This window comes from Paenibacillus sp. 2TAB23 (assembly GCF_052115165.1).
Lineage (GTDB): Bacteria > Bacillota > Bacilli > Paenibacillales > Paenibacillaceae > Pristimantibacillus.
In genome coordinates, this window is the sequence record NZ_JBFRGD010000015.1 from 50772 (window position 1) to 77318 (window position 26547).

A 26547-nucleotide genomic window follows, 5' to 3' on the forward strand; every position below is an offset into this window, starting at 1 on the left:
ATGCTCCTCCAGTATGAGAATTGATCGAACATGCGAATATATTGCGAATCATTGCTTTCAACTATTATTTTAAAATCAATGTAAGCATACGTAAATGACAATATCATGCGATTAATGATACAATATTGCGAACTTGAAGAGGAGGCATGCAGCGTGATGCGGGAGCATTATATTGTACCTAGTCCGGCTTTTAACCAGTATGTATGTTACCCTGACCTGTTAGGAAGATACAAAGCATTCCCCCAGCATGCCGAGCGAAGGGAACAAGGCCAGCTGAAGCATTACAATTTACATTTGATTTTTGAAGGGAGCGGTTATGTCATGAATGGCAGCGGGGGGGAGAAGCTGCAGCTGAGGGCAGGCGACGGCTTTCTGTTCCCGAAAAACGCTTTCCAGGAGTATGGATCAAGTGCGAGCGATGCTTGGGACGTACGCTGGATTCACTTCGAGACGCAAATTCCGCTGCCTATGCTTAGAGAAGCCGACGAAACCGGCGGGTGGCTGTTTACCTTCTCGAACCGGGAGCGGTTCATGCAGCTGACGGAGGAGCTGTACGCGCTTTGCAAGCCATTCGAGACGAGCAATGAGCCGCGTATTTCTGCGCTGCTGTATGAGGTATTAGTAGAGCTGGTTCAGCATTCGGAGAGGCTGGAGGGCTCGTCTGCTTTAGAGAAGCAGAACGCGATCCGGATAGCGGCGGATCAGATTCGGCACCACTGTGCGGAGCCTTGGAGCTTGGAGCGGATGGCAGGTCTGGCGGGCTATAGCACGTATCATTTTCTAAGGCTATTTCAACAGGTTATGGGAAAAACGCCGAACCATTACGTCACGGAATGCCGGATCGATGCAGCCAAGCTGCTGCTGGCGACAACGGGGCTATCCGTGACAGAGATATCGGCGCGATGCGGATTCTCGCAAGCGAGTTATTTTATCCGGGTATTTCGTTCATCCGAGGGCGTTTCTCCCAAAATGTACCGAATGATATACGGGCAGGGCGCGACCCTCCATTAACCGGCAGCGACAACTGCATGAATGGCGATGCCTGATGGATCATGCACGACAACGGCAAGGTCTTGCTGCTTCGTCTCGATCCCTTCTGCCCGCAGTGCTGTAAGCCAAGCTTCGCGAGAGGCTGTGCTAGGGAAGACAATCGTGAAGTAAGAAAGGCCTACTGCGTTGGAAGGAGGCAATACGGCACCGATTCCTGCCCATATATTCATGCCGATATGATGGTGGTATCCGCCAGCCGAAACAAATACGGCGGACATTTGAGCGTAATCGCCAACGACGTCAAAACCGAGCTTGCCTTCATAGAAGGCTTTCGAGGTACGCAGATCGCCGACATGCAGATGAATATGGCCAATGACTGTACCAGCCGGAAGGCCGCTCCATTCCAGTCCGATGCTCTCTGCAAGCAAGCCTTCCATATCAAGCGGGTCGCTTGCCATCACATAGTTGCCGCCTGCATCCTGCTTCCACTCGCTGCGTGGACGGTCTCGATAAATCTCGATGCCATTGTGGTCGGGATCTTCGATATAAAGCGCCTCGCTGACGAGGTGATCGGCTTGGCCGATATGAATGCCGCTCCGAATCAGATTGCGAAGCGCAAGCGACAAGGCTTGGCGGTCCGGAAGAAGTATCGCAAAGTGGTACAGCCCTGCGTGGGAACGACGCTGCGGTATGATTGCGTTAGGCACCTCTTGGAGCACAAGCAGTACGTTTTTCCCATCGGCAGTAAAGGACGCCTCGCGGTTCGCCTCATCGAGCGATAATACCTTTAAACCAACGACCTCCTCGTAGAATCGAATGGATCTCTCCAACTGGCTAATCTTCAGCTTCACTTCGCCAAGCGAAATATGCGGATCTAGAATGGCTGGCATCGTAATTCCTCCTCTATATAAATGTAGAACATTATCCTCTGTATGCTTTCCAAAGATTACTCCTAGTAAGTACATCCTATTCAAAATACTGGAAATAAACGCGGTTTGCGTTCATACTATAAAGGCGTACGTGTACGGTCTCGCTTTATGAACATATCGTATCACAAATTATAACTTTAATAAAGTAACTTATTAAAAGTAACTTAATTGCTGCGCGGTAGTGGGTAAGGAGGCAGAATGAGAAAATCATTACGGAGGATCGAATGGACATTGCTTATTATTATTGGAGGTATAGCGCTGATGTTTGTAATCCCCGGCTTGGATCTGTTTGATCGGGACCAGGCAGTGAGCGAGGCAAAGAAAACAGGCCATTATTATAAGGTTGACGCGGATACACAGACGTACTTTGGCAAAAAGGTAAGAGTGGACGGCGTTATTTACGATGAGGATAAGCTTGTTGTCTACTTGTCGTCCAAGAATCTGTTCGTCGTTCCAAGCCTGCCGAATAATATTCAAATCAAGACGGATTCCGGCTTGGTGCTGGACTATAAGTCGTCTAGTGGATCAATGAGATTGTTTAAATCCCGCGGGGACTTCATTTTTGATCCTGTGCCGGAGGATATGAAAGCCATTACCGTCTTTAATGAAGCATACGGGCAATCCTTTTCCTTTCCTGTGTCGTTCGAGGGAGGGGAGATAGCGAATGAATAGTAGAATCCTTGCAGGGCATATGATACGTTGGTTGATTATTGCGCTGGCTAGCTTTGTTTTATGTGCCGTATTATTCTCGCAAAGCTCGTTTCGTGTGGAGGAAGTGGCTCGGAAAGCGCTGAATATGCTGGAGCTGCCATATGCCCCGGTCTCAGAGCGAGTGAAGACAGGTCAAGGTTATGAGCTGCTGCAAATCGTTGATAAAGAAAACGGAATGTACCACCATTTATACGTAAGAAGGACGCTAGGGCTATTTTGGAGCTATCGCGGTGGAGGAAGTGGCACCCCTTTCAAGGATGACACGGTTATTAATTTCCAAGGAGGTTACTCCACTTTCGGCAAATATCGGCATCATTATTATATGGGACAGGTAGTTGACCCCAAGGTGAATAAGGTGCGAATCGTATGGTGGGACGGAGAAGAACAGGATGCGGCTATTAGTAACGGTACGTATCTGGCTGCACGGTCTTATCGCATTCCGAAGAAGGAAGCGGAAGCAACGGGCACCAACCGTCTGTTCGCCTATGACACAAGCGGAGCAATATTATACGAACTAGATGAAGAGAAGCGGGAAATAAAGAAGACAGCTGAAAAGCAGCAGCAATTGTTTTAATTAAGAAAGCAGCTGAAAAGCTGCAGCAATCGTTTAATTAAGAAAGCAGCCTTTAGGGGGAACAGCGGTGGTGAGCTAACAGAAGAAGGCCGTCCCCTAGTGAATGGGGGTCGGCCTGCGTTCAATAGAATGTCTTCGTTGCGTATGGATGCCGCGAAATTATTGGAAGGTTACTGTAGTGGAGTAGGCGAAGCTTAGAAGGAGTGAGTGATCACGATGTGGGAACGCATGCTATTCGCATTTGCGTTTCGTATTTTTCTCTGTTTTCCCCTTGAGGTTGGTTCCATGCGTTATTTCAAGAAAGCGGCAGAGTCAGTAGAGGTGTGCAATCAGGAGCGAATTATGAAGGTTTGTTTCTGGTATAACAGCAGACATGAATAGAAGCAGGAAGCGAGTTTTAATAAGGTTAGGTTGTATGCGGGGAGTTGGAGCGATTGGAGTTCTGATAGTGGGAATCCGGTTGCTACAGGTGAGGAGTAAAAGCTGAGAAGTCCCGTGGGACGGGCGTTCTGAGTACATCGTCATATGAGTCGAATGTTTTGGGCGATGTATTCAGCGGGGCTCCGAGTCAACACGGATTCAACACTCGCTCTCTGAAAATACTTTCATGGAGCTCTGAACCGAGCGTGCGCTCGTATGCTTCAAGAAGCACCGTACAAACCTCTGTACAGACAAAATAAAGGCCGGTAGCCCCTTCACTTGAGAGTGGCTCCGACCCTAAAAAAATGATCTCTTCTATGAATCAACAATTGAAAAGGATGGGCGGATAAATCAACTTAAATTCAACAAAAATAAAATAAAAACTGAAAGGAATTAATCAATGCCAACATGTTCTAACGGCATCTAACATAAAATATCTATATTTTCTTTCTAATAGATAGCGATCTAATTTTTGAACCTACAACTGAATCAACAATTAATTCTTTGGCATTGTCCAAAGACACATCTTTATCTAGATGTACGTCTAATCTTCTTGCTAATTTCAATAAATTTGTTTTGTTTGATGAGAAGGCAGAACTTAAAATCAGTTCCCGGGCTATGTTCATGTCCATTATTTTCTCTAACTCAATCGCAACCGACTCAATTAGTGAATCTATATCATTTCTTTTGTTTAAGGTATTTTGAAGAGAATCTCTATTGGATTCAATAAAATCGATTATTTTATATATAATACTATCTGATTTATCTTTACTCTTAACATCAATGTTAAATAGATCACAAAACTCCATTAATTGCGCTTTAGTTTTTAATTCAGGATTTGACTTGATGTGTGCTTGAATATTTTCAGCATTTAGACCCAAAAGGTTGTTTAACAAACCCGTCAATTCGGATTTTCGGGAAGGAGAAATTTCTTTTTCAAAAAACTTAATCGTTCCTTCACCTCGTAGTAGCTTCTCATATTCAATATTGGTCAAATTACTAATAAAATCAATAAACATCTTTTGAACAGTTTCAAAGTCTTTTTTTGAATCACTCATTTCTGCACCTCCTGCTCCATTGTAACATACATCTTTACAGACCGGCTTTGGTTTGAACTTCGTCAACGATGTCTTCGAGTTCTTTTCTTATGTCTAAATATATTCCTGTCAGATCAACATCGAGCACTACTGGCACACCATAGTCAGGGGACTTAGCGAACAAAGTTTTGTTATCTCGCATATAGGTCCGAAACACTGAATAACCACTTCTTCTTACTTGGGTGATAAATTCTCTTTGAGTTGAAATTGGTTGCTGGTCATAAATCGAAACCATTGTAAATATTACTCCAAGAATTGTTGGAGTTATTTTCTCCCAAGATCCACCTGCGGAATCAGCATAATCGTTATACTTAACAGTAAGAGCATCTATATGTCTCACCAATTGGTCAATGCCTATAGTCGAAAGAACATCTGGTCTTGCCGGCACTAAATATAAATCACTAGCGATGATAGCATTTTGAGTTACAATATTAAAGTTTGGAGGACAATCAATTATAACTACATCATAATCATCTTCTACTTCTCTTAAACCATTTTGAAGTCTGGAGAATAATCTCAAAAAACTACTTCTGATTGTTCTATCAGAATTACCTCCATACCTTGTAGCAAGTTCCATGTCAACATTAATTAATTCTAAGTGAGAGCTTATAATATCAATAGATCCAGTAGAATTCATTGCTTTTAACTTATTATTTACTTTGTCAGGAGTTACAATAAGCTCTTTTAAAGACATATCCCTATCTTCATCAAGAAAAGCATCGTACCAATGTTTAATTGTTTTAGAATCAGCATCAAGTTGTTGCCACTCTGGCAACTTGAAGAAGGAGAAAGTAAGATTTGCTTGCGGATCTAAATCAACAATAAGAACACGATTATTTCTAAAGGCTAATTCTGAAGCTAAATTAGCACTTAAAGTGGTTTTTCCTACTCCACCCTTGTAATTAATAATGGAAATTTTCTTCATTGTTAGGATTCCCTCCAGATTGTGGAATTATTCAGTCTTGTTAGTATATCATGTTTTAATATACGCTCATACCTATTCCTTTATCTTGCATCTCTAACAAATGATTGAGTTCCTTCGCAACTTTGTAGTCCACGCAATACGTATACGAATAGCGATTAGGCGTGACATTTGGCCTAGGATGTTTAAGTTATTGCGGACCGTTTTGAAGGATTACAGTATTTAGTATTCCTCATCATCCTCCTCTTCAGTTTCAAATAATCTTTCCAAAAATAGATCTTATTTGTTATAGGAATAGCCCATATTTTATTTCAACCTACTAAGTCTATCTTGAATTCTTTGCTGAATAACAACATCAAATTCTTTTGCTGCTTTGTAATCAACACCATACGTATGCGAATATCGATCCAAAGTGATACCTACACTTGCATGTCCTAGTATTTCGCTTGAAATTTTGGGAATAATTTCCTTTTAATTAGCAGACTTGCATGCGTATGACGGAGATCATGGTACCGGATTTAAGGCAGCGCGGATTTCTGGAGCAAGTCACGCCAGCGAGATTCAAAGTAACATGGGCTGATAGGAAAGCCTTTCAATTGGCTGCGCCGGCTTTTAGTGTGTATCCAAATTGAGAGATTCAGCTTCTACAAACCAGCAAAATCAACATGTTCTATTAGAAGCGTCGAATCAACATAAGATCAACAATGACAGCACGATTGTAATTGTTTGGGAGAGCTTTTTTAGTCTTCTTCTCCTTGTCTGAAAGAACACTTTAAAAAATGTGTAAGGTAACCGCAGCGGAAGTCAATCGTTTGCGTGTTGCTGCTGCCTCAGGCATATGAATCGCTCCAAACAAAGAGAATGGGTGAAAATAGATTCTACAATCTGGAGGTGATGAACAGGCTCATATTCTATAATCAAGAATCTGGAAATCCAAGCGGACAAGTCATACATAATTTAATCAGTCAATCCACGATGAGCTAAGGGCAGCAATCAGTTTGGAGTGAAAATTTTAAGACTTTGAATGAAATGATTTTAAAGCCCAAAGAACATGCCCATGCCATTTAATTGTTTTTTTCTCTACATGCTTGGTTACATTCTTCATCCGTTGGGAATTTATCCGAACTAACATTATATGATGCCATTATAAAAAAATTGGACGAACAAACCTTCAGAAAGTACTCCGTGAACCTTTCAGATACGAGAAACTCGATTGCATGGCTTCTTTGGCCTAGTGCCCGACTTGAGGAAATTAATTGACCAATGAAGAAGCCACTCCAAAGATCAGAAGTGACATTACTAGTGGGAAATGATAAATCAATGTGAAGACTAGCAAACAACAATGTTGCGGCCTGTTCTTGTCCATCCATCCTTGTTAACTGAAGCATAGTCGCTGGGGTACAGTGATGTATAAATTGGGATTTATTGCTACTAATCATAAAATACCGTATGATATAAAATAACACTAAATGGGGAGTGGCTAGGGGTGGCAATACTTTATTTACATGAAGTGTTTAAGGATTCAGGAGTACCTACATATACGTTTGTAAAACCAGTGGAGTATAAAAAGCTACTTGTATCATTACGTACGCAGGGTAAAGGTCTAGTAGTCGAAGGCCCCTCTGGTATTGGTAAGACATCTAGCATTACAAAAGGATTAGAAGAGCTTGGTATTAAAAGCAAAGTAACGATATTAACCGCTCGAAAAGTTAAAGAACTAGCTACTATTAAAGAAATACCAATTACAGAGCCCGAAGGTATTGTAATAATTGATGATTTTCATAGGCTAGATCCAGAAACTAAAAATTCCATTGCTGACTATATGAAAACGTTAGCTGATGAAGAATCAGCAACAACTAAGCTGGTCATTGTTGGGATAAATAAAGCTGGAGATTCATTGGTTAGATTCGCGAGAGACCTGAATAACAGGATAGACACTATTAGATTTGAGTCAAACCCGGAAGAAAAAATAATTCAATTAATTGAAAGTGGAGAGGCAGCATTAAACATTTCAATTAATACAAAAAGTGAAATTGTAAAAGAAGCACAAGGTAGTTTCCACATAGCCCAAATGTTGTGTAAAGAAATGTGTATTTACGGAGATGTTCTTGAAGCAAGGGATGAGCGATTTGTCATTACTACAAGCCTAGAAGTAATTAAACACAAAGTGTTTGATGACTTAAGCAGAGTGTTTTATGAAACGGCAAGAGCATTTGCTACGGGTCCAAAATTAAGAAAGGATGGTAGAGCTCCTTACTTACACATATTGTTTTGGCTTGCTATTAGTAACGAATGGGCTCTTGACCTTAACCAAGCTACACGAAAATACCCTGAAAATAGAAGTAGTGTAAATACGGTGATGGAACAAGGATACTTGGAAAGTTTTCTAAAGGGTCCTAAATCAGAATTATTTGCAGATTGCATTCATTACGAACCAAATACAAATGTTATAAGTGTCGAAGATCCAAAGTTTGTGTATTACATCAGGAATATTCAGTGGAAAAAATTTGTTTTAGAGATTGGTTATAAAACTATTAATTTTAAATCGGTTTATGATTTCGCTCTTTCCTTTGCTGGAAGCGACAGAGCAGTGGCAGAAGCTCTCTTTTCTCGGTTACGTGAGGAAGAAGTATCTATTTTTTACGATAAAAATGAACAGCATAGGATTCTAGCTGAAAATGTGGAAGAGTATTTGGGACCGATATATAAAAGTGAAGCGCAATACGTTGTTGTACTTCTAGGGCCAAATTATCCAAAGAGGATTTGGACGAAATTTGRGTCACAACAATTTAAAGATCGTTTTGGTGAGGGAAGTGTTATTCCAATTTGGTTTGATGACTCTCCGGTAGGGATATTTGATGAAACGTCAAAGATTGGTGGAATAGAATTTCAAAGAAACAGTAATTTTGAAGAGCAGATAAACTATATTTCAGAGGTACTTTTAAAAAAAACTGGCTGATCATAGGATTACTACCGCTTCAGATGTTTCTTCGAAAAATAAGAAAGACTCATATGAAGAAGACCAAGGAATGCAATTGACACTTTTTTGAAATTAGCATTGTAAGTAGATTAGTCCAGCCACCTTTCCTTTGTTAAATCCGACAGCTGGAGTGATTGGAGTTTTAATAGTGGGAATCCGGTTGAGGTGGGGGATGAGTAAAAGCCGGGATTCACATAGTAGTATGTAGGGATCGCATACATCGCCTTATGGGCTTATGCTATGGGCGATGTATTTTTAATTTCCGGATTCAACATGCAATCAACACTCATACTTTAAAAATACTTATAGGAAGCCAAGTGACAAGCGTTAGCTCGCAGGGGCTCGATATACCGCCAACCCTCTTTACAGGTACAAAAAAGGCCGGTAGTTCCCTCGTTCAAACGCGGCTACCGGTCTTTGTTAAGTTGGGCTCTTCATATCGTGCAACAACAAGTTGCTTGTTGAAGATCGATCAACAGAGAATCTACAATGGATAACGTATGAGGTTGAGTTAGTTTTCCAAATCTGCTAATACCATCTTAAGAATAAAGTTGGTTTCAGTCTTGATATCTCCGTTCATAAATTCTTGTATGTAAGGTACTGCAGTTTGGCCGAGCTCTACTAATTGCTCATAAGATTCATAGTCGGTTTTCAAGAAACGATGCACACTGTCCTTGCCGAATTCTCCTTCTTCAATAACGTTGATCCAATGCTGAATTTGTTCTTGAAGGGCCTTCTGCTTAACCGCTGCAACCGCAGACATATAGGCCATGTCTTTCTCTTTCAATTGTGGGATAGCACGATACAATTGATCCTCACTTACACATCTCCGAATCAGTTGGCTATCGGTCAAGTAGTCGCCACCGACGCCATCTGCCGCAGAGACGTATGCAATAAAGTCATCAGTTTGATCCAATAGTTTCAAATCATCATGTAGGCGATGAATAACATCAATGGCGATCAGGAAGAGTTGAGAGTCGATGATTTTTTTCTCGAAAATATAATTCTGATCGATATCCAAATATTCAGGTTCTTCCTGAATAATGCGATTGAAAATTGCCAGCCACTTTTGGAGACGTTCTGGCATTTCCTCATACATAAAGGGGTAGTCGCCTTCGCCGTACTTGAATTGGTTATATAGCTGCTCGCGGCTCTGGTTATAATGGTCATAACCCGTCTCTAGATATTTCTGTTGGTATCGGACATAGCCTTCATCTACGCTTTTGTTTAATGAGAGCATATTGTTGATGTAAATCACGTAGCTGCCGTAATATGTATCTGTATAAATGGAAAAGGTGTAGACATCTTTATTGTTGCCGTCTCGGATATAATCATCTAAAGCAGATCTACAAAAGTCATACAGGGCGTCCTCCATGTCTTTTGAGCCGACAAATATCCCATTTTCGGGTATGTGAGTGCTTACTTCTACAATCTCCTTTTCGGGTGTACAGATCATATAGATCCCACTGCCCTCTAACTCACGTCTCCCACTGATTAACTTGCCAATATGCACATCATAAGAACTCATGTCTGCATGCACCCTCCAATATTCTATTTTGCATACTAAATTATTCCATGCCTTTAACAAAATCTCCTTCTGTTAAGTTGTTCTCATTAGCGTAGCGATAGTTAAATAACTGCCGAAATGGTTCAGGATTTACACATATAAGGCTGCTCAATCCCTCCTTTCGTTATAATTATATTCTGTCGATTTATGACAAAAACTAGGGAAAAAACGGTATAGCTATGGTACAATTTTTCATGTGTATTAATAGCTTTTATATTCGAAAGGGGAATTGTTTTGCTAAAAAAGAAATGGTTAAGCACTGTAGCTATTGCATTATTAGCCTTGATGATGATCTCTGTACAATATGTGCAGGCAGCTGGAATATCGTTGGTCGTGAATGGAAGTTCAATAGAACAGAAGGTTCCTCCTGTCGTGAAGAATGGGAAAGTTCTTATTTCCGTTAAATATGCTGCGGATATTTTTGGCTCCAAGTATCGTTGGGACGATCAAACCAAAACATTGACGCTGTCTGATGACGAGTTTACCGTGTCATTCGTCCTTGGACGCGCATCGGCAATAGTTACCACCAGTACGGAGACAACGGAGGTAGCATTAGAGCAGTCGGCACAATTAGTCAATGGGAGCTTGATGGTTCCGGCTCGCTTTCTAGTGGAGTTATATGGAGGCAAGGTGGTGTGGAACCAGAAGCTTCAAACATTACATATTACAATGGATGAAGCAGTGGCGCCTGCTCAGCCTGGAGCTAAAGGCGACCAAGGTGAGAAAGGAGCTAAAGGCGAAACTGGTTCAACGGGAGCTACAGGTGCGACTGGAGCAACAGGAGCCAAGGGAGATAAAGGCGATCCAGGAGCAGCAGGCCCAGCGGGAGCAGCAGGAGCCAAGGGAGATAAAGGCGATCCAGGAGCAGCAGGCCYAGCGGGAGCAGCAGGAGCCAAGGGAGATAAAGGCGATCCAGGAGCAGCAGGCCCAGCGGGAGCAGCAGGAGCCAAGGGAGATAAAGGCGATCCAGGCGCAGCGGGAGCAGCGGGAACCAAGGGTGATAAAGGCGATCCAGGCGCAGTAGGCCCAGTGGGAGCAGCAGGAGCCAAGGGAGATCAAGGTGATCCAGGCGCAGCAGGCCCAGCCGGGGCATCTTATACATCTGAAGGGTTTTCAGCTTCGGGTGTAACCACTGTAAGTAGTAATACAAAGTTTACAAGTTGGAGTGTGACATCCCCAAATTATTCAAGTCCTACGTTTAATTCTACTACAGGGATATTTACAGCGCCTGAGACTGGCAAGTATGCCATACATGCAACTATTAACTATAAGACATCTGCTGCAGCTAGCATAAGCTTGGGGAATACTGTAAATCCTATTTTTACTGTAAAGAAAAATGCCAGCTCTAATTTAATAAAAGGTAACTTGCCTATCTTAAACGTAAATATCGCTTTAGTCTTAACTATGAGAGCCCTACTCGAAAGTGCAACGGTGACATTATCTGGCGATGTTGAGCTGCAAGCAGGCGATCAAGTTGAGTTATATTATGAAGCTAACGGTTTAACCCTAACTCTAACAGCAGATACGGTATGGTCGATTCATCGGTTGTCTTAAGATAAGGCTGTATGAGGAGAGGTTGAGCCTCTCGTAATAGAAACACCTCTTAACAGAAATAGAGCCAGACTATTCTCTAAGTGAGAATGTCTGGCTTTATTTCTCAGATATGCGTTCTCCGCCGATTGTAGAAAAGCTCAATATATTCGAATACAGCCTTTTTGGCCTCGGCTAGCTATCTGGTCAGGTGGTAGATGATTCTTTGTGATTTGCGGCGATCCGTAGATCTTAGATGAACCGCTCACAGACCGCTCGTCTACTGAATTTCACTCCGTTTTTGTTAAGCTGTCTACAACAAATGTAAGCTGAGCTTCCAACGAAATCGGGTCACTTAACACGAAGCCGCGGCTGTTCTCGCGATAAACGTGATTATTTTTGACAGCCGGAAGACTATCCCAGATACTGCCTTCAAAAACCGGAGCCGCATTCTCATCGCCCGTCCACCCGCTAATAAAGATATAATCTCCTGCGTATTCCGGCAACAGCTCAAGCGATAGCTTGGCCCAGCCCTGACCGCTGTCTATGGCTTCCTTCTGAATAATCGGAGGTGCCTTCAGACCGAACTCGCCATAAATAATGTCTCCGCCTCTGCCAAAGCTGCCGTAGGCATAAAATTCCTTGGCGCTTCCCGAATCGAAGATCGAAACGGTGCGATCACCTACCGCTTGCTCCACGATTGGTTTGTACTCGGCAATTTTAGCATCCCACTCAGCAATCCATGCCTTCGCCTGATCTTCTCTACCTGTCATCTTTCCGAAATCCATCAATTGCTCCCGCAGAGGTATTCCGTATTCAACAGCGACGGTCGGCGCGATTTTGGACAGCTTCTCAATCGTTTCAGCGTCGTTCCAGACTACAATTAAATCCGGCTGCAGCTCCATTATTTTCTCGTATGGAACATCATTGCCAATGTTGACAACGTCGTCCAGCTTTCCTTCTGTATAGCCGTTGAAGGACTCATCACCGGTCCCGACAGGCTTTAGGCCAAGCGCTAGCAAATGTCCCGTGAAGGCTCCTGCCACCATAACGATCCTTTGAGGGTTTTTAGGGATTTGCACATCGCCATTAACAGCTGAATAGGTTACCATCTCCGAGCTGCCGGTTGTATTTCCAATTGCTGCATTGCTGGAATTGCTGGCATTACTCTCTGCGCCTACAGTTGGGCTTAGCGTATTGCTATTCCCCCCATTCGCGTTCGTTGGTCCGGAGCATGCGCTAAGCAATAGAGTCAGGCACAGCAACAACGTAATCCCTACAGGTAATTTGCTTCTATACATCAGTAAATCTCCTTTTTCGCTATATTGATAATGATTATCATTTCTAATATCAATATAACGACGAAGTCTGCGCGGAACAATAGATGATCCAAGCCTAATGATAGGACGATAAGAGCCTTTCACTGCTTGTACGGACTCATCCTTGAATTGCTTTGGTGTTATTCCGGTATGCTTTTTGAACATTCTGATGAAATAGGATACGTCTCCATATCCGACGCTTGCTGCGATCTCTTTCAGCGATAAATCGGTCTGCTGCAGAAGCGCTCCTGCTTTGTCCATCCTAATGCGGATTAAGTAATCGATTATACTTGCGCCAGTTTCGCGTCGGAAATGCTTGGACAGATAAGGTACGCTGTAGTGGAATGTGTGCGCGAGCGTTTCTCGGGTCAGCGGCTCTGCATAGTGCTCCTGCATAAAACGAATAAGCTGGGAGGCAAGGTTAGGCTTAACGATGCTGACCTGCTGTTGATCCATTTGGCGAAGCAGCTCATGTACAAATTGATAGAATAGTGTTTTGACATGAAGCCGCTCCAAGCGTCCCTGTACAAGCCATTCGCCTAGCATTCGCTCAGCCAGTTCGTAGAGGATGGCAGGATGGAGCGGAATAAAACCATACTGGAGCTGGAATGGCAATTGTCGGTCCGTATGTCGAAGTGTATACTGCTCGCCTGATAGCGGTAAGGAGGCTTTATAAAAAATCAGATAATAGTGTAAGGATTCATCTGTTAGGATGATTTCTAGACTGGTTCCCTTGCCCCCATGTAGCATATAGAAACGCTTAGCGGCATGCTCATTTCCGTCCATAATTATGGTTGCACTGCCATGCGTTACGTATAGAAAGGCGCTGGCAGGGAACAGGTAAGGGCGTACGCGCTCGCCGGCCTGTATGCTGATATGTCGAACATCCATGATTTTGAGCGCTGCATAATTCCAAACCAGTATGTGCTCTTGTACATTCACAGTTGCTTTCAATGGAGAGTTGTCTTCCTTCCGCGGGCTGTTGAAGCCAGCCTTTTATGTGGTGAGGCTATTATAATCATATTACTTGATTTGGTATACGTAGACATAGCCATTGACCTTGCCTTAATTAAGTAGACAGTCCCTACGGGGGAACTCGCTCTTGATTCCAAGCAAAAACACCTCCAAATTGTACGATTATTTTACAATAGTCGCATCCTCAACTTAAAGGTGTTTTATTCTATCTCACGCTTGGGGTCCGTTCTCTTCGTGAAAGCGACCGGACGGCTTTTTGGTTTAGGCTTCGATTCCCGGTTGTACGGGAGCGTTGGTCTTCTTCTTGCGGGTCGGAAGCGGACCGAACAGCAGCCAGTGCCATTTGATCGGAGCGCTAAGCGAAACGATGGCCCATGGAATAAGGAGTGCGGCGAGGAAGCCGCCAACCACCCAGGCATGGTAGAGAATTGGATCGCCTATGGAGCTGGTCTTGCGGTACAGATTCAAGATAAAGGGATGAACCAGATAAATGCCAAAGGATGTTGCGCCAATATGGACAAGGGCGCGTACTACGGCTTTGTTCCACGCTGCGTATACCGAGTAGGAGACCTGCAGCAGCAGGATGCCTGCCGTAATGCAGCGAACCTCGTCAATCATCTCTAATAAATCGGTATTAATAACGGCTGTTTTATAGAGCCTATTCTCGTAATGAAAGTAGAAGAGAAGCAGGCTTGATGCAAGGAACAGTGCCCACATGCCAATCGCTGCTGCTATTTTGCGAGGGGTCGCTGTATCTCTTGCAAGGTTGATCCACGGTGCCAGCTTCATGTAATAAATGCCGATGAACGCGCCAGCCGTGAAATAAAGCATATAGGTAAAGCAATAGCTGCCTGGGCTTTTGACCCCCCATTGACCGGCCAGCTTATAAACAAACAACCACTGCACGAGCATCCCAATCCAGACGATATGCTTGCTGAGAAAAGGGAATTTCTTAACCGCATACAGGAGAAGCGGTGAGATCGCATAAAACTGAATAATGATTATGACGAAATAGAGATGCGTATACGTTTTCCCGGACAGCAGCATGTTCAGAAACTTGGTTGTCGTGAAGTAACCGATAAAGGTTTGCACGTCTACAAATCCGAACTGCACATATCGCGTATAGGCAAAATAAAAGACTGAAAACAGTAAAAAGGGTATTAAAATTTTGGACATTCTTTTTTTGTAAAACTGTCCGATTGTTCCAGCAGTGAAGGGTTTGTCATAGTAGTTGTAAAAGAGCACGAAGCCGCTTAAAAAAATGAAAACGGGAACCGCGAATTTGGCGGCGGTGTTTAAAAAAACATAAAGCGGATAAAGCGCAGCCTGGTGATCGTAGGAGGCTACGACCGATGAAGTAGCATGAATCATAATTACCGCCAAAATGCCGAATGCTCTTACGAGATCGAGCTCGGGTATGTACGGTCTTTTTGCAGCTTGTGCCATTGAAATCCCCTTATTCGCTATGTAATGATAACGGTTGCCAGAAACGCGGAACAGTCTCTATCGCTATTATAAGGTCCATGCTATATTCAGCCAATCTATTTATTTTTACGATATAAGAGGCGACTAAGACTATAACCTTACCAACAAACGGTCTCCACAATTTCCATTGGGGCCGAGGGTGCTATCGGAGTTTATGGCGACTTCTGATAAATGTATACTTTTTTCCTAAATTTAGCAGGAAAATTGTCTCATTCTGTCGAATAAGTGAAAAAACGTCGCCAATTCGAAATTGGCAGAATCGACAGCGGAGGTCATGTACATGCATCGTTTAAAGAATATGCTCGGCCGTAAGACATTATCTACTATGTTGGCAATCGTGTTGCTCTGTTCCTATTTGCCTGTTTACTCAGTGCAAGCTGCTCCAACGTCAAGCGTTGTTACCTTTACGAATGATGATGATTTTGAGGGGGCTACGGTAACTGCTGGTCAGGGTGGATCGGCTTCGATTCCGTGGACGGAGCTGCAAATTACAAGTGGGGATGGTTTTACGTGGAGCCATGAGGTGCCCTATACAACAGACGCAATTGCTGCAAGTTACGACGATAGTGCCGAGTCTACCTTAATTACGATAAAAAGTGGAGACTCCGCGATAAATTTTGATTTTCGTTCGTTTTTTGTGAGCGATTATGGCATCGGTAATATTAAAGTAACGGGTTTTGATAACGGGGCGCCTACTGGCTCGGTTAATCTGGATATAGCTCAAAATGATTATGAGAATACATTCAATCAAAGCAACGGGCTATCACCTGCCATCTTTGAAAATGTAGATGAAATAAGAATAACCCCCCAAAATAATGACATGTGGATCGCAATTAACGACATAGAGATCGGAAAACCGATCATCACTTTTGACTCTTTATATAGTGGTAGTTATGTGGGCTTGGTCGCAGATGCGCCTCAAGCCGCTGATCAAGGTTTAAAAGCTTTGGATATTAAAGGATACGATTTCACTTTATATGCATCGAATGATGCGGCTGATGCGGATATTGGCATAGAACCTTTTACAGGAGCAACGCCCTTGCTGTATGGCAGTACGCAGAGCGGAGCTACGAATTTGACGCATGCGGACGTATCCAGGCATGACGGTCATCCATTCAATCTTTATTCGGTAGACATTACCATTGATGGAGTAAACGAAGCCACTAGTGTGCTTACCGAGTTAGTCGGTTACCGCAATGGGAATCCAGTGCCGGGCGCAACGCTAGCCCAAACGGTCATTAATGCTTCGAACTCGGGTACATTGGTCACTTTTGATGTATCGAATGATAGTGATTTTATCGGAATCGACGCTTTCCGAATTCGTGCGAACGGACCATACACAATCAGCGGAGCTATCGGAATTGATAATTTAATTGCCGTTGCGAATTTAGCTCCGGCTCCGGTTGCCCCGTCGATAACGAGCCAGCCAAGCAACTCTTCAATAGCAGCGGGAGCGAACACGACGTTCTCCGTGGTAGCAAGCAACGCGACAGGTTACCAGTGGCAAGTGAATACGGGATCAGGCTACACGAACATCACGAACGGCAGCCCGTACAGCGGAGCGACYACRTCKACGTTGACGATCACCGGCGCAACGTCTGGCATGAACGGATATATGTACCGAGTCATCGTGACTGGTGCAGCGGTGCCTAGCGCRACRTCAAACGGCGTAACGCTGACGGTAACGCCGCCGCCGTCGATAACGAGYCAGCCAAGCAACTCTTCAATAGCWGCGGGAGCGAACACGACATTYTCCGTGACGGCRAGCAACGCGACAGGTTACCAGTGGCAAGTGAATACGGGATCAGGCTACACGAATATTWCCAACGGCAGCCCGTACAGCGGAGCGACCACGTCGACGTTGACGATCACCGGCGCAACGTCTGGCATGAACGGATATATGTACCGGGTCATCGTGACTGGTGCAGCGGTGCCTAGCGCAACGTCAAACGGCGTAACGCTGACGGTAACGCCGCCGCCGTCGATAACGAGCCAGCCAAGCAACTCTTCAATAGCAGCGGGAGCGAACACGACATTCTCCGTKACGGCAAGCAACGCGACAGGTTACCAGTGGCAAGTGGATACGGGATCGGGCTACACGAATATTTCTAACGGCAGCCCGTACAGTGGAGCGACCACGTCGACGTTGACGATCACCGGCGCAACGTCTGGCATGAACGGATATACGTACCGGGTCATCGTGACTGGTGCTGCGGTTCCAAGCGCAACGTCAAACGGCGTAACGCTGACGGTMACGCCGCCGCCGTCGATAACGAGCCAGCCAAGCAACTCTTCAATAGCAGCGGGAGCGAACACGACGTTCTCCGTGGTAGCAAGCAACGCGACAGGTTTTCAGTGGCAGGTGGATACGGGATCGGGCTACACGAACATCACGAACGGCAGCCCGTACAGCGGAGCGACAACGTCTACGTTGACGATCTCCGCCGCAACGTCTGACATGAACGGATATATGTACCGAGTCATCGTGACTGGTGCAGCGGTGCCTAGCGCAACGTCAAACGGCGTAACGTTGACGGTGAACTCTCCGCCACAAGCTCCGGTCCTGACAGCTTCAGCCGGCAACGGGAAGGTTACGTTGGAATGGAACGACGTCAATCACGCTACCGAGTACAAAATCTATCAAAGCGATACAGAAGGAACACATGGCGTAGAAGTAAATTCGATTCTTGCTTCCCTGACACAGGTAGAAGTGACGGGGCTGACGAACGGTACGACCTATTACTTTGAAGTCAAGGCGTTGAACGGCAGCTTGGAAAGTCCTTATTCCAATCAAATTTCTATGACGCCGATAACCGTACCCGGCGAGCCGACGGAAGTGACCGCGGTTGCAGGTAACGGGCAAGCCACGATTACGTTTACGGCTCCGGCCGACAACGGTGGTGGCGCGATTACGGGTTACGAGGTTGTCGCTATGCCGGGCAATCTGGTTAAACACGGAACAACAAGTCCGATTACCTTCACAGGACTAAGCAACGGCACGGGTTATACATTTGCCGTCAAAGCAATAAATGCGGCAGGCTCAAGTGTTAACTCCACCGAAACGAGTGCCGTTATTCCATCGGCGCCGGTTGTGTCGGATGGCGGATCGTCGAACGCTGGAACATCGAACAGCGGATTAGGACTTGTCAACGGGAAAGAAATGAATTTCGCAACAGCCACCAAAAAAACGCTGCTTGATCAATCGTTAACGATTGTAACATTTGATCAGCGGAAATTGGCGGAGAGCCTCGCGAAGGAAGGTAAGAACGCCCGGGTCGTAATCGAGCTTACATCCGTGCAAGATGCGGTGATCGCCGAAATGAATGGTCAAATGTTCAAGGATCTCGAGAACCATCAAGCTGTTCTCGTGCTTCAAACTGACAAAGGGAGTTATTCCATCCGACCTGGACAAATAGACATCGAGTCTATTTCCAAGCAATTGGGCAATTCGGTATCAATAAACGATATTAAAATACGACTCGAGGTTTCTGCGCTTCCGGGAAGTTCACTGAAGAAGGTGACAGAAACGGTGGCCGCAAATGGCGTCAAGCTAGAAGCTCCTCCGCTTCGGTTCACAATTATAGCGGAATATGGCGGTATTCTCGTCAACGTGTCCAAGTTTGAAACGTACGTGGAACGTACGATCACCCTTCCGGAAGGAACGGATCCGAATCGTATAACGACCGGCGTCGTTGTGGAGGAAGACGGAACGGTGCGGCACGTGCCTACCAAAGTTACCGCCGACGGGAAAAGATACGCTGCGGTAATCAACAGTCTGACGAACAGCGACTACGCGCTGGTATGGAATCCCGTCACTTTCCGCGACGTAGAGAGACACTGGTCAAAAGTTGCGGTCAATGACATGGGTTCGCGAATGATTATCGAAGGTACGGGCCAAGGGTTGTTTAATCCCGACGGAGCGATTACGCGTGCCGAGTTCGCTGCGATCGTCGTTCGGGGCTTAGGTCTAAGTCCGGAGAAGGGGACAGACGCTTTTACGGACGTTTCGGCGGATGATTGGTATAATGGTGTTATTCATACGGCGCATGCTTATGGATTGATAAACGGATTTGAAGACGGCTCCTTCAGGCCAAATGATCGAATCACACGCGAGCAAGCGATGGCGATCATCGACAGAGCCATTCAAATCACGAGATTGTCTGTTGACCTTGCGGGGGGAGATATCCTTCAATTGTACTCCGATAGAGATGAAGTGTCTAAGTGGGCAATTGACGCCACGGCGAATGTCATAAAGGCGGGCATCGTGACGGGCAAGAACGACATGTTGCTTGCTCCCAAAGCGTTGACAACCCGTGCCGAGACCGCAGTCATGATCCAACATTTGCTTACGCAATCCAACTTGATATAAGGCATCAGGACGACAAGCCGTTTCGAAGGTCCGAGAAGGATCCCTCGAAACGGCTTTTCTTTTTGATCAGCGGCTGATTGCTTTAATGCTTCTTATACAGCTTGATTGAGGCGATTGCCTTTGATTGGATACAGACAAATGCGGCTCCGCTTGATATGATAGGTCCTATTATGTTTATCAGCCATATAGGCTTGATCTCAGAGAGGGGCGATTCGTTCGCATGTGGCTAACTTATTCGGTGTTCGCCGCCCTTTGTTTCGGCTTGCGAGGTATTCTCTATCATTGGACCAGCCAGAAGCCGATAAATCGCAATCTATTGCTATGCGGCACGTTCAGCATGGGTGCTATTGTAAATGGAATCTGTGCGCTTGTATTCTCATCGCATTGGACGATTGCGGCGCTTATCGGCATACAAATGGGGTTATTTTCTTTTGGAGCCAACGCAAGCATGTTCAAGGGCTTTGCGGTAGGGAAGGCATCGCTAGTCGCTATATTGACGGCACTTCCGTCCGTTGTTGTCGTCATCGTTGCATTTGGATTATGGCAGGAGAAGCTTCATGCGATGCAGCTGATCGCATTCGTTGTGATAATCGGCGGCGTGCTGCTGGTGCGTCTATCAAATGATATTTCCCTGCGCAATTTGCAAGGTGCGCAGTGGGGGCTGTTAGCGATACTGCTGTTTGCTGCCAATGATCTGTCAGGGAAATGGTCGACACTGATGGAAGCGGATCTGTTCCCTACCATGTTTTTTATGTTTGTTACGGGTGCGACTTGTTTCGGACTTTGGTGGCTTCGGGACCTGCAGAGCGAACGCGGTAAGCGAGCGCTTGCGCTTGGAGATTCGGGTCATCTCGGACGAGTCGCAACTTCACAATATGTTTCAGCAGGCCGGGAACCAGCATTTTGGACGGCTAAACGAACATTTACGGTAGGTTTGGCGGTTGGAACGACGAACGCGGTGGGCATGATGCTGATCGTTACGGCATTCGACCTCGGCAAAGCGGGACTCGTATCGGCGGTTACCGCGCTGAATGTGCTGATCGTATTGCTTTACACGCGTTTTGTCGTGAAGGAGCGGTTCACGCCGCTGGAGATAACAGGTATATCGCTTGCTTTTGCCGGCATACTGCTCATGAGGCTGTTCGGGGCATAGCATGCCAGAACATCATGGGTGAAAGGTAGAATTGTCAACAAAAAAGGACTCGTCGAAAGGTCAATGACCTTACGGCGAGTCCTTTTTGCATGAGTATAGATGAGGTAGGATGCTTAGTAGGGCGGGACTATCTCTGGCGCATGGGCGGGCTGGGCGAATGCAACAGATTATTGCTGGCCGGGACGAACGCGAACGACACCGATGTCGGATGCGTTGATTGCGAATGCATTGCCACCTTGATTGATGGAGGCGTTAGCGCCTTGTTTCACATTGACGAAGGTTTTGCCATTGTCTTTTTTGACGGAGTTGCCTTGTTTGTAATGTTTGTTTTTGAATGACATGTTCTCACCTCCCTTCAAGCGAAGCGATGGCGTTTGGCTTGTGTGCACTGCTTTTATTTGCGTTTTTGATTTTTGAAAATTTGCACGGTAGCTGCGTTGCTTGCTAGTACATTGCCCTGCTGGGCGCTTGCTTCTGCGGTCTGATAGATATTAATAATGAGGTAATTGTTTTTACCGACGCGGTATTTGATTGTTTTGACGTTTGAACGAACCATTGCATTCCCTCCCTGCCAGCAGCTTTGTCATTGCTAGATAGTTTATGAGAGAGTCGGACAACTTGCATCCGCGAATGATAACCGTCAATTCTATCAATTTTCGCTTCTTTTGTAATGGGAGGGGGTCATGCCCGTTAGTTTCTTGAACATGCGGTGGAAATGCGGAAGGCTCTCGAAGCCGCATTGCTCGGCAATCTCGGCGACGTTAACGTCACTCTCCGTGAGCAGCTCCTTGGCGCGGATAATTCGTTTGGTCGTGACGTATTCGGTCACATTCATGCCTGTAAGCTTCTTGAAGACGCGCGAGAAATGAGCAGGAGTGACGGCCGCACGCTTGGCCAACTGTGCGAGGCCGAGAGGGCTGCCGGGATGGCTGTCGATGTAGGTCAGAATGGCTGTCATCCAGCTTGGTGCGGATGAGGAAACCGCCGGAACTTGTACGGAAGGCAGAGTACGGCCTAGCAGCAGCAAAATGTGCTGCAGGTGAAGAAGCACGGCTTGACGGTAACCGGGCAGCTTGCCCGATTCTTCTTGATGAATGCTCTCCATAAGCGCGACGATCGTTTGCCGTTCAACATCGGCTTCCGCCGATAGGCGGTAGCGCTTTTGGCGTTTTGCTTGTTCAAAGCAGCGCAAATAAGAGAAGGAGTCGCCAAGCGGCGCGCCGTGCACGAGCGAAGCGTTAAAAAACAGCGCGGTAGACGTTTTTGGCTCATCCGGGTCCGGGAAGGAACGGTGGATGGTATTGCCGGGAATGAGGAAGATGTCGCCTGCCACAGCATCATAAAAGGTTTGATCGACAAAGAAGGTGCCTTTGCCGCTATAAATGTAAACAAGCTCGTACCAATCATGGAAATGGTCGGGCAGCTCGTTTTGCGCGCTTTTGGTATCCCGGTAGACGCATTCGAAGGGAAACGGAGTCATGGCGTCAAACCTTTTGCGATATGGATTCACGGGGTCACCCACTTTTTTCGTATTTGTCATCTCGATTGTAACAAATATCAAAATAGAGTACAAATATGCGATGATTGCATATTTAATACCTCTAAATTGTTTTTTATAATAAGGAAGAAGATAATCTGCTAGAAATGAGGCGGAATAGATGAGATTGGATGCGCATCAGCATTATTGGAGCATTGAACGCGGGGATTACGGCTGGATCACGCCGGAACTGCCAGTGCTGTACAGAGACTTTTTGCCTCAGCATTTGGAGCCTCTTTTAAATAAACATCAGTTGGACGGCTCGATTGTCGTACAAGCGGCGGCGACGCTGGCAGAGACGGATTATTTGCTTGCCCTAAGTGAATCGGAGCCTACCATCCTTGGCGTTGTCGCATGGCTGGATATAACCGATCCGAATTATAGGAAGCATTATGAACGATTCGCTGAGCATCCGAAGTTTGTTGGCTTTCGCTTGATGATTCAGGGCATGACAGACGCAAACGAGATCCTTTCACCGGCTTATGTGGAAGCGCTCACTTTTTTTGCGGAGCAGGGGGTGCCTGTCGATTTGCTGGTCGTGTCGCATCAGTTGGAGCCTTTGGTTAAGCTGCTGGATCAGGTACCGGGATTGCATGGGGTCATAGACCATATCGCCAAGCCGAGAATCAAAGACGGGGTGATGGAGCCGTGGAAAACACAGATGGCGCAGCTAGCTGCGCATCCCGGAATCTATTGCAAATTGTCTGGCATGGTAACCGAGGCTGACCACGAGAATTGGAAGCCTGAAGCATTCAAGCCGTATATCGAGCACGTGGTGGATGTATTCGGAACGGACAGGGTGATGTATGGCAGCGATTGGCCAGTCAGCTTGCTAGCTGCAAGCTATGACGAGGTGGTCGAGGTGCTTGAGCATGCACTGCAAGGCAGCTGGACGCCAGCAGAACGAGCTCGGCTGTTCGGACTAAACGCGAAGGAGTTTTACCGACTATGAGGACCTTGCAGCAGGGTGTGCTAAATGAGGAAGCAGCGCGGTTATATGAAGCATCGAAGCAGGCAAAAATAACGGTGCTGCAGATTGGCGAAGGCAACTTTCTGCGCGGCTTTTTTGATTGGATGATTCAAGAATGCAAGAAGCAAGGCTTATATGAGGGAAGTATCGCGGTTACGCAGCCTCGTCCGGGCGGGAAACCGAAAATCGAAGCGCTGGCAGGCCAAGACGGGCTGTATACGCTAGTTATTCGCGGGTTGGAAAACGGACAAAGCGTGGAGCGTACCGAGGTGATTTCCGTTTTCGGGAGCGTATTCGATCCGTACTCGGAGTGGGAGCGTTATCTCGCTTTGGGCGAGAGCGAAGATTTGCAGGTTATCGTATCGAATACGACAGAAGCGGGACTCGCCTATCGGCCGGAAGCGATGGTGGAAGGACAGCCGGTGCAATCTTTCCCAGGCAAGCTGACGCAGCTGCTCCACCGGAGATTTGTTCATTTCGCCGGAGATCCGGAGCGCGGCTTGATATGCTTGCCATGCGAGCTGCTGGAGAGAAACGGCGACGAGCTTCGCAGCTGCGTGCTGCGCTATAGCGATGATTTTGGCTATTCTGAAGCTTTCAAGGAATGGGTGACGCTGCATAACCGATTCTTGAATTCGCTGGTGGACCGTATTGTGACGGGGTACCCGGAGCAGGAGCAAGCAGATGCTTGGTTCAGTGAATGGGAGTATTCGGATTCGATGCTGACGACGGCTGAGCCTTATCACTTATGGGCAATTGAAGGTGGATCGGAGCTTGAAGCAGTGCTGCCGCTGCAGAAAGCGGGGCTGAACGTACACTGGGTCGACGATCTGAAGCCGTTCCAGCTGCGCAAGGTTCGTATTCTGAATGGCGCGCATACGCTTATGACGCCGCTCGGCTTGCTGCATGACATTGAACAGGTACGAGAAGCGATGGAGCATCCGGTGCTTGGCAGTCTTGTACGTCACACTGTGGAGACGGAAATTATTCCGACGCTGGTTGGAATGAGCGAGGATGAGCTGAAGGCATATGCGGGAGATGTTTATGAGCGTTTCCTGAATCCGTTTATCCGCCACAGGCTTGCGGATATTGCGATGAACAGCTTGAGCAAATTCAAAGTAAGGCTGCTGCCTTCTTTGCTTTATTATATAGGCGGTAATAAGGTTCCGAGCGGTCTTGCTGCAGGGATGGCCGGCTTGTTGCGCTATTACAAGGTGCTACGCGCCGATGCGGGTTTCGAAGGCCGTACGTTGAGCGGCGTTCCGTATACAGTACGCGATGATGCTGCTCTGCTGGAAGCCGTTGCAGGCGTCTGGGCAGAGGCAGGGAAGCAGAGCTGGCCTCAGGAGCGGATAACGTTGGAGCTGCTTGGTTTAAAAAGCGTCTGGGGGCGTGATTTGGCTGCCGAATGGCCAGCCCTGGCGGATGCAGTCAGCATAGAACTTAAGGAAATGGAGCGTCGCGCCAATGAATAGCTGGGTTCGATTACATGAGCAGGATCATGTCGTTATAGCGCTTCAGCCTTTTGCCAAGGGGGATATGCTGACGCTTGAGAACGGCGCAGAGCTTGTGCTGCAGGAAGAGGTGCCGAAAGGCCATAAGGTGCTGACGAAGGCAGTCCGCACGGGAGAGCATGTGCTCAAGTTCGGCTACTCGATCGGGGTGGCGAAGGAGGATATCAAGCCTGGCAGCTGGGTGCATACGCATAATATGGGAACGGGCTTGAAGGGTGTTCTCGATTACAAGTATGAGCAGATTGCAATAGAGCAAGGTGATATAGCGGGCGGAGGCAGCGGGAAGCTTGGGTCAGCAGCTCAAGATGCAGAACGCACCTTCCAAGGCTTTGTACGCGAGAGCGGCGATGTCGGGATTCGCAACGAGATATGGATTATTAATACAGTCGGCTGCATTAACAAGACCTGTGAAATCGTAGCGCGGAAAGCACATGCGCTTTATGATGGACGCGTAGATGGCGTATACCATTTCGCCCATCCGTTCGGCTGCTCGCAGCTCGGCGATGATCTGGTGCACACGCAGAAGCTGCTTGCTTCGCTGGTGAACCACCCGAATGCGGCAGGCGTGCTCGTTATCGGCCTCGGCTGCGAGAATAATCAAATCGATGCATTCAAGCGAGCGATCGGCGAGCATAGCCCGGAGCGAGTGAAGTTTCTTAAGTCGCAGGAGGCAGAGGATGAGATTGAGGAAGCGCTCGAGCTTGTTGAGCAGTTAGTCTTGTATGCGGAGCGCTTCCAGCGCGAGCCGGTTCCGGTATCGAAGCTGAAGCTTGGCCTTAAATGCGGCGGCTCTGACGGATTGTCCGGCATAACGGCAAATCCGCTTGTAGGCGCGGTATCCGATCGTTTGATCGAAGCAGGAGGTACGGCGATTCTTACCGAGGTACCGGAAATGTTCGGCGCGGAGAAGATCCTGATGGGCCGGGCGGCGGATGAGCAGGTTTTTGACAAAATCGTTCATCTTATCAATGACTTCAAGCAATATTTCATTAAGCATGATCAGGAAATCTATGAGAATCCGTCACCGGGCAACAAGGCAGGCGGGATTAGTACGCTGGAGGAAAAATCGCTAGGCTGTACGCAGAAGGGCGGCCATGCGATTGTACAGGATGTGGTACCTTACGGCGAACGTATAACGAGCAGCGGACTTAATCTTCTGGAAGCGCCGGGCAATGACTTAGTATCGGTAACGGCTTTATCCGCGGGAGGAGCGCATATCGTGCTGTTCACGACAGGCAGAGGCACACCTTTCGGCGGTCCGGTGCCGACGGTGAAGATTGCGACGAACAGCGAGCTTGCCGGAAGGAAAAAGAACTGGATCGATTTCAATGCGGGGCAACTGCTTGAGGACAAGAGCATGGAGATGCTGACCGATGAGCTGTGGGAGCAGCTGATCAGTCTCGCCTCAGGCGAGATTCAGACGAATAATGAGCGCAACGGCTTCAAGGAAATCGCGATCTTTAAGGATGGCGTTATTTTGTAAAAGGCAACAGGATTACATTTCC

Annotated in this window: 20 protein-coding genes and 1 pseudogene; 12 read left to right on the forward strand and 9 right to left on the reverse strand. The window is 46.5% G+C overall.

The genetic code is table 11. From position 1 onward, the window contains the following. Positions 1 to 156: 156 nt before the first annotated feature. Positions 157 to 1011: an AraC family transcriptional regulator gene (locus AB4Z29_RS20600; protein ID WP_441944968.1), complete on the forward strand. Its 855-nt coding sequence runs from the start codon at positions 157 to 159 to the stop codon at positions 1009 to 1011. Here the strand turns inward: AB4Z29_RS20600 and AB4Z29_RS20605 are convergent. After that, the gene (locus AB4Z29_RS20605) at positions 1008 to 1880 is read right to left on the reverse strand and encodes a VOC family protein (RefSeq protein ID WP_441944870.1); all 873 of its coding nucleotides are present in this window, start codon (positions 1878 to 1880) and stop codon (positions 1008 to 1010) included. The genes AB4Z29_RS20600 and AB4Z29_RS20605 overlap by 4 nt on opposite strands. Positions 1881 to 2117: 237 nt before the next feature. On the opposite strand from AB4Z29_RS20605, the gene AB4Z29_RS20610 reads away from it, so the two are divergent. From AB4Z29_RS20610 to AB4Z29_RS20625, 4 genes and pseudogenes are all read left to right on the forward strand, one after another. Continuing rightward, the gene (locus AB4Z29_RS20610; protein WP_441944871.1) at positions 2118 to 2591 is read left to right on the forward strand and encodes a hypothetical protein; all 474 of its coding nucleotides are present in this window, start codon (positions 2118 to 2120) and stop codon (positions 2589 to 2591) included. Next, the gene (locus AB4Z29_RS20615) at positions 2584 to 3204 is read left to right on the forward strand and encodes a hypothetical protein (RefSeq protein ID WP_441944872.1); all 621 of its coding nucleotides are present in this window, start codon (positions 2584 to 2586) and stop codon (positions 3202 to 3204) included. Before AB4Z29_RS20610 ends, AB4Z29_RS20615 begins: the two co-directional genes overlap by 8 nt. Before the next feature lie 216 nt (positions 3205 to 3420). Further along, positions 3421 to 3585, forward strand: a complete 165-nt coding sequence (locus tag AB4Z29_RS20620) for a hypothetical protein (protein WP_441944873.1) — start codon at positions 3421 to 3423, stop codon at positions 3583 to 3585. Positions 3586 to 3591: 6 nt separating this feature from the next. Then, positions 3592 to 3684 (forward strand): annotated as a pseudogene (locus AB4Z29_RS20625) (sulfurtransferase); the annotation flags it as partial. A gap of 377 nt (positions 3685 to 4061) precedes the next feature. Here the strand turns inward: AB4Z29_RS20625 and AB4Z29_RS20630 are convergent. Both AB4Z29_RS20630 and AB4Z29_RS20635 read right to left on the reverse strand, forming a co-directional pair. Beyond that, positions 4062 to 4682: a hypothetical protein gene (locus AB4Z29_RS20630; protein ID WP_441944874.1), complete on the reverse strand. Its 621-nt coding sequence runs from the start codon at positions 4680 to 4682 to the stop codon at positions 4062 to 4064. 34 nt (positions 4683 to 4716) lie between these two features. Continuing rightward, the gene (locus tag AB4Z29_RS20635; RefSeq protein ID WP_441944875.1) at positions 4717 to 5646 is read right to left on the reverse strand and encodes a ParA family protein; all 930 of its coding nucleotides are present in this window, start codon (positions 5644 to 5646) and stop codon (positions 4717 to 4719) included. A 1483-nt stretch (positions 5647 to 7129) separates the two neighbouring features. Between AB4Z29_RS20635 and AB4Z29_RS20640 the strand changes: the two genes are divergently transcribed. Further along, a complete protein-coding gene (locus AB4Z29_RS20640; protein WP_441944876.1) occupies positions 7130 to 8602 on the forward strand; it encodes a TIR domain-containing protein in 1473 nt (490 codons plus the stop codon). Between the two features lie 532 nt (positions 8603 to 9134). On the opposite strand, the gene AB4Z29_RS20645 is transcribed toward AB4Z29_RS20640, so the two are convergent. Continuing rightward, positions 9135 to 10151: a hypothetical protein gene (locus AB4Z29_RS20645; RefSeq protein WP_441944877.1), complete on the reverse strand. Its 1017-nt coding sequence runs from the start codon at positions 10149 to 10151 to the stop codon at positions 9135 to 9137. Positions 10152 to 10424: 273 nt separating this feature from the next. Between AB4Z29_RS20645 and AB4Z29_RS20650 the strand changes: the two genes are divergently transcribed. Next, positions 10425 to 11744, forward strand: a complete 1320-nt coding sequence (locus AB4Z29_RS20650; RefSeq protein WP_441944878.1) for a stalk domain-containing protein — start codon at positions 10425 to 10427, stop codon at positions 11742 to 11744. A 266-nt stretch (positions 11745 to 12010) separates the two neighbouring features. Here AB4Z29_RS20650 and AB4Z29_RS20655 read toward each other — a convergent pair whose 3' ends face one another. Both AB4Z29_RS20655 and AB4Z29_RS20660 read right to left on the reverse strand, forming a co-directional pair. After that, a complete protein-coding gene (locus AB4Z29_RS20655; RefSeq protein ID WP_441944879.1) occupies positions 12011 to 13993 on the reverse strand; it encodes an AraC family transcriptional regulator in 1983 nt (660 codons plus the stop codon). A 282-nt stretch (positions 13994 to 14275) separates the two neighbouring features. Further along, the gene (locus AB4Z29_RS20660; RefSeq protein WP_441944880.1) at positions 14276 to 15460 is read right to left on the reverse strand and encodes an acyltransferase; all 1185 of its coding nucleotides are present in this window, start codon (positions 15458 to 15460) and stop codon (positions 14276 to 14278) included. A 319-nt stretch (positions 15461 to 15779) separates the two neighbouring features. On the opposite strand from AB4Z29_RS20660, the gene AB4Z29_RS20665 reads away from it, so the two are divergent. Further along, on the forward strand, positions 15780 to 19868 hold the full coding sequence (locus AB4Z29_RS20665) for an S-layer homology domain-containing protein (RefSeq protein WP_441944881.1): 4089 nt from the start codon (positions 15780 to 15782) through the stop codon (positions 19866 to 19868). A gap of 220 nt (positions 19869 to 20088) precedes the next feature. Then, the gene (locus tag AB4Z29_RS20670; RefSeq protein WP_441944882.1) at positions 20089 to 21021 is read left to right on the forward strand and encodes an EamA family transporter; all 933 of its coding nucleotides are present in this window, start codon (positions 20089 to 20091) and stop codon (positions 21019 to 21021) included. A gap of 167 nt (positions 21022 to 21188) precedes the next feature. On the opposite strand, the gene AB4Z29_RS20675 is transcribed toward AB4Z29_RS20670, so the two are convergent. The 3 genes from AB4Z29_RS20675 to AB4Z29_RS20685 form a co-directional block, all read right to left on the reverse strand. After that, on the reverse strand, positions 21189 to 21362 hold the full coding sequence (locus tag AB4Z29_RS20675) for a hypothetical protein (protein WP_441944883.1): 174 nt from the start codon (positions 21360 to 21362) through the stop codon (positions 21189 to 21191). Positions 21363 to 21415: 53 nt separating this feature from the next. Beyond that, positions 21416 to 21577, reverse strand: a complete 162-nt coding sequence (locus tag AB4Z29_RS20680) for a hypothetical protein (protein ID WP_441944884.1) — start codon at positions 21575 to 21577, stop codon at positions 21416 to 21418. Between the two features lie 93 nt (positions 21578 to 21670). After that, complete coding sequence (locus AB4Z29_RS20685) at positions 21671 to 22531, reverse strand: AraC family transcriptional regulator (RefSeq protein ID WP_441944885.1); 861 nt, start codon at positions 22529 to 22531, stop codon at positions 21671 to 21673. Between the two features lie 148 nt (positions 22532 to 22679). Between AB4Z29_RS20685 and AB4Z29_RS20690 the strand changes: the two genes are divergently transcribed. From AB4Z29_RS20690 to AB4Z29_RS20700, 3 genes are read left to right on the forward strand one after another with little or no spacing between them, the layout of a single operon-like run. Further along, on the forward strand, positions 22680 to 23510 hold the full coding sequence (locus AB4Z29_RS20690; RefSeq protein WP_441944886.1) for an amidohydrolase family protein: 831 nt from the start codon (positions 22680 to 22682) through the stop codon (positions 23508 to 23510). Beyond that, entirely contained in the window at positions 23507 to 25003 is a 1497-nt protein-coding gene (locus tag AB4Z29_RS20695) for a tagaturonate reductase (protein ID WP_441944887.1), read from the forward strand. Before AB4Z29_RS20690 ends, AB4Z29_RS20695 begins: the two co-directional genes overlap by 4 nt. Beyond that, a complete protein-coding gene (locus AB4Z29_RS20700) occupies positions 24996 to 26525 on the forward strand; it encodes a UxaA family hydrolase (RefSeq protein WP_441944888.1) in 1530 nt (509 codons plus the stop codon). The genes AB4Z29_RS20695 and AB4Z29_RS20700 overlap by 8 nt, the downstream gene beginning before the upstream one ends. The last annotated feature ends 22 nt before the right edge of the window (positions 26526 to 26547 follow it).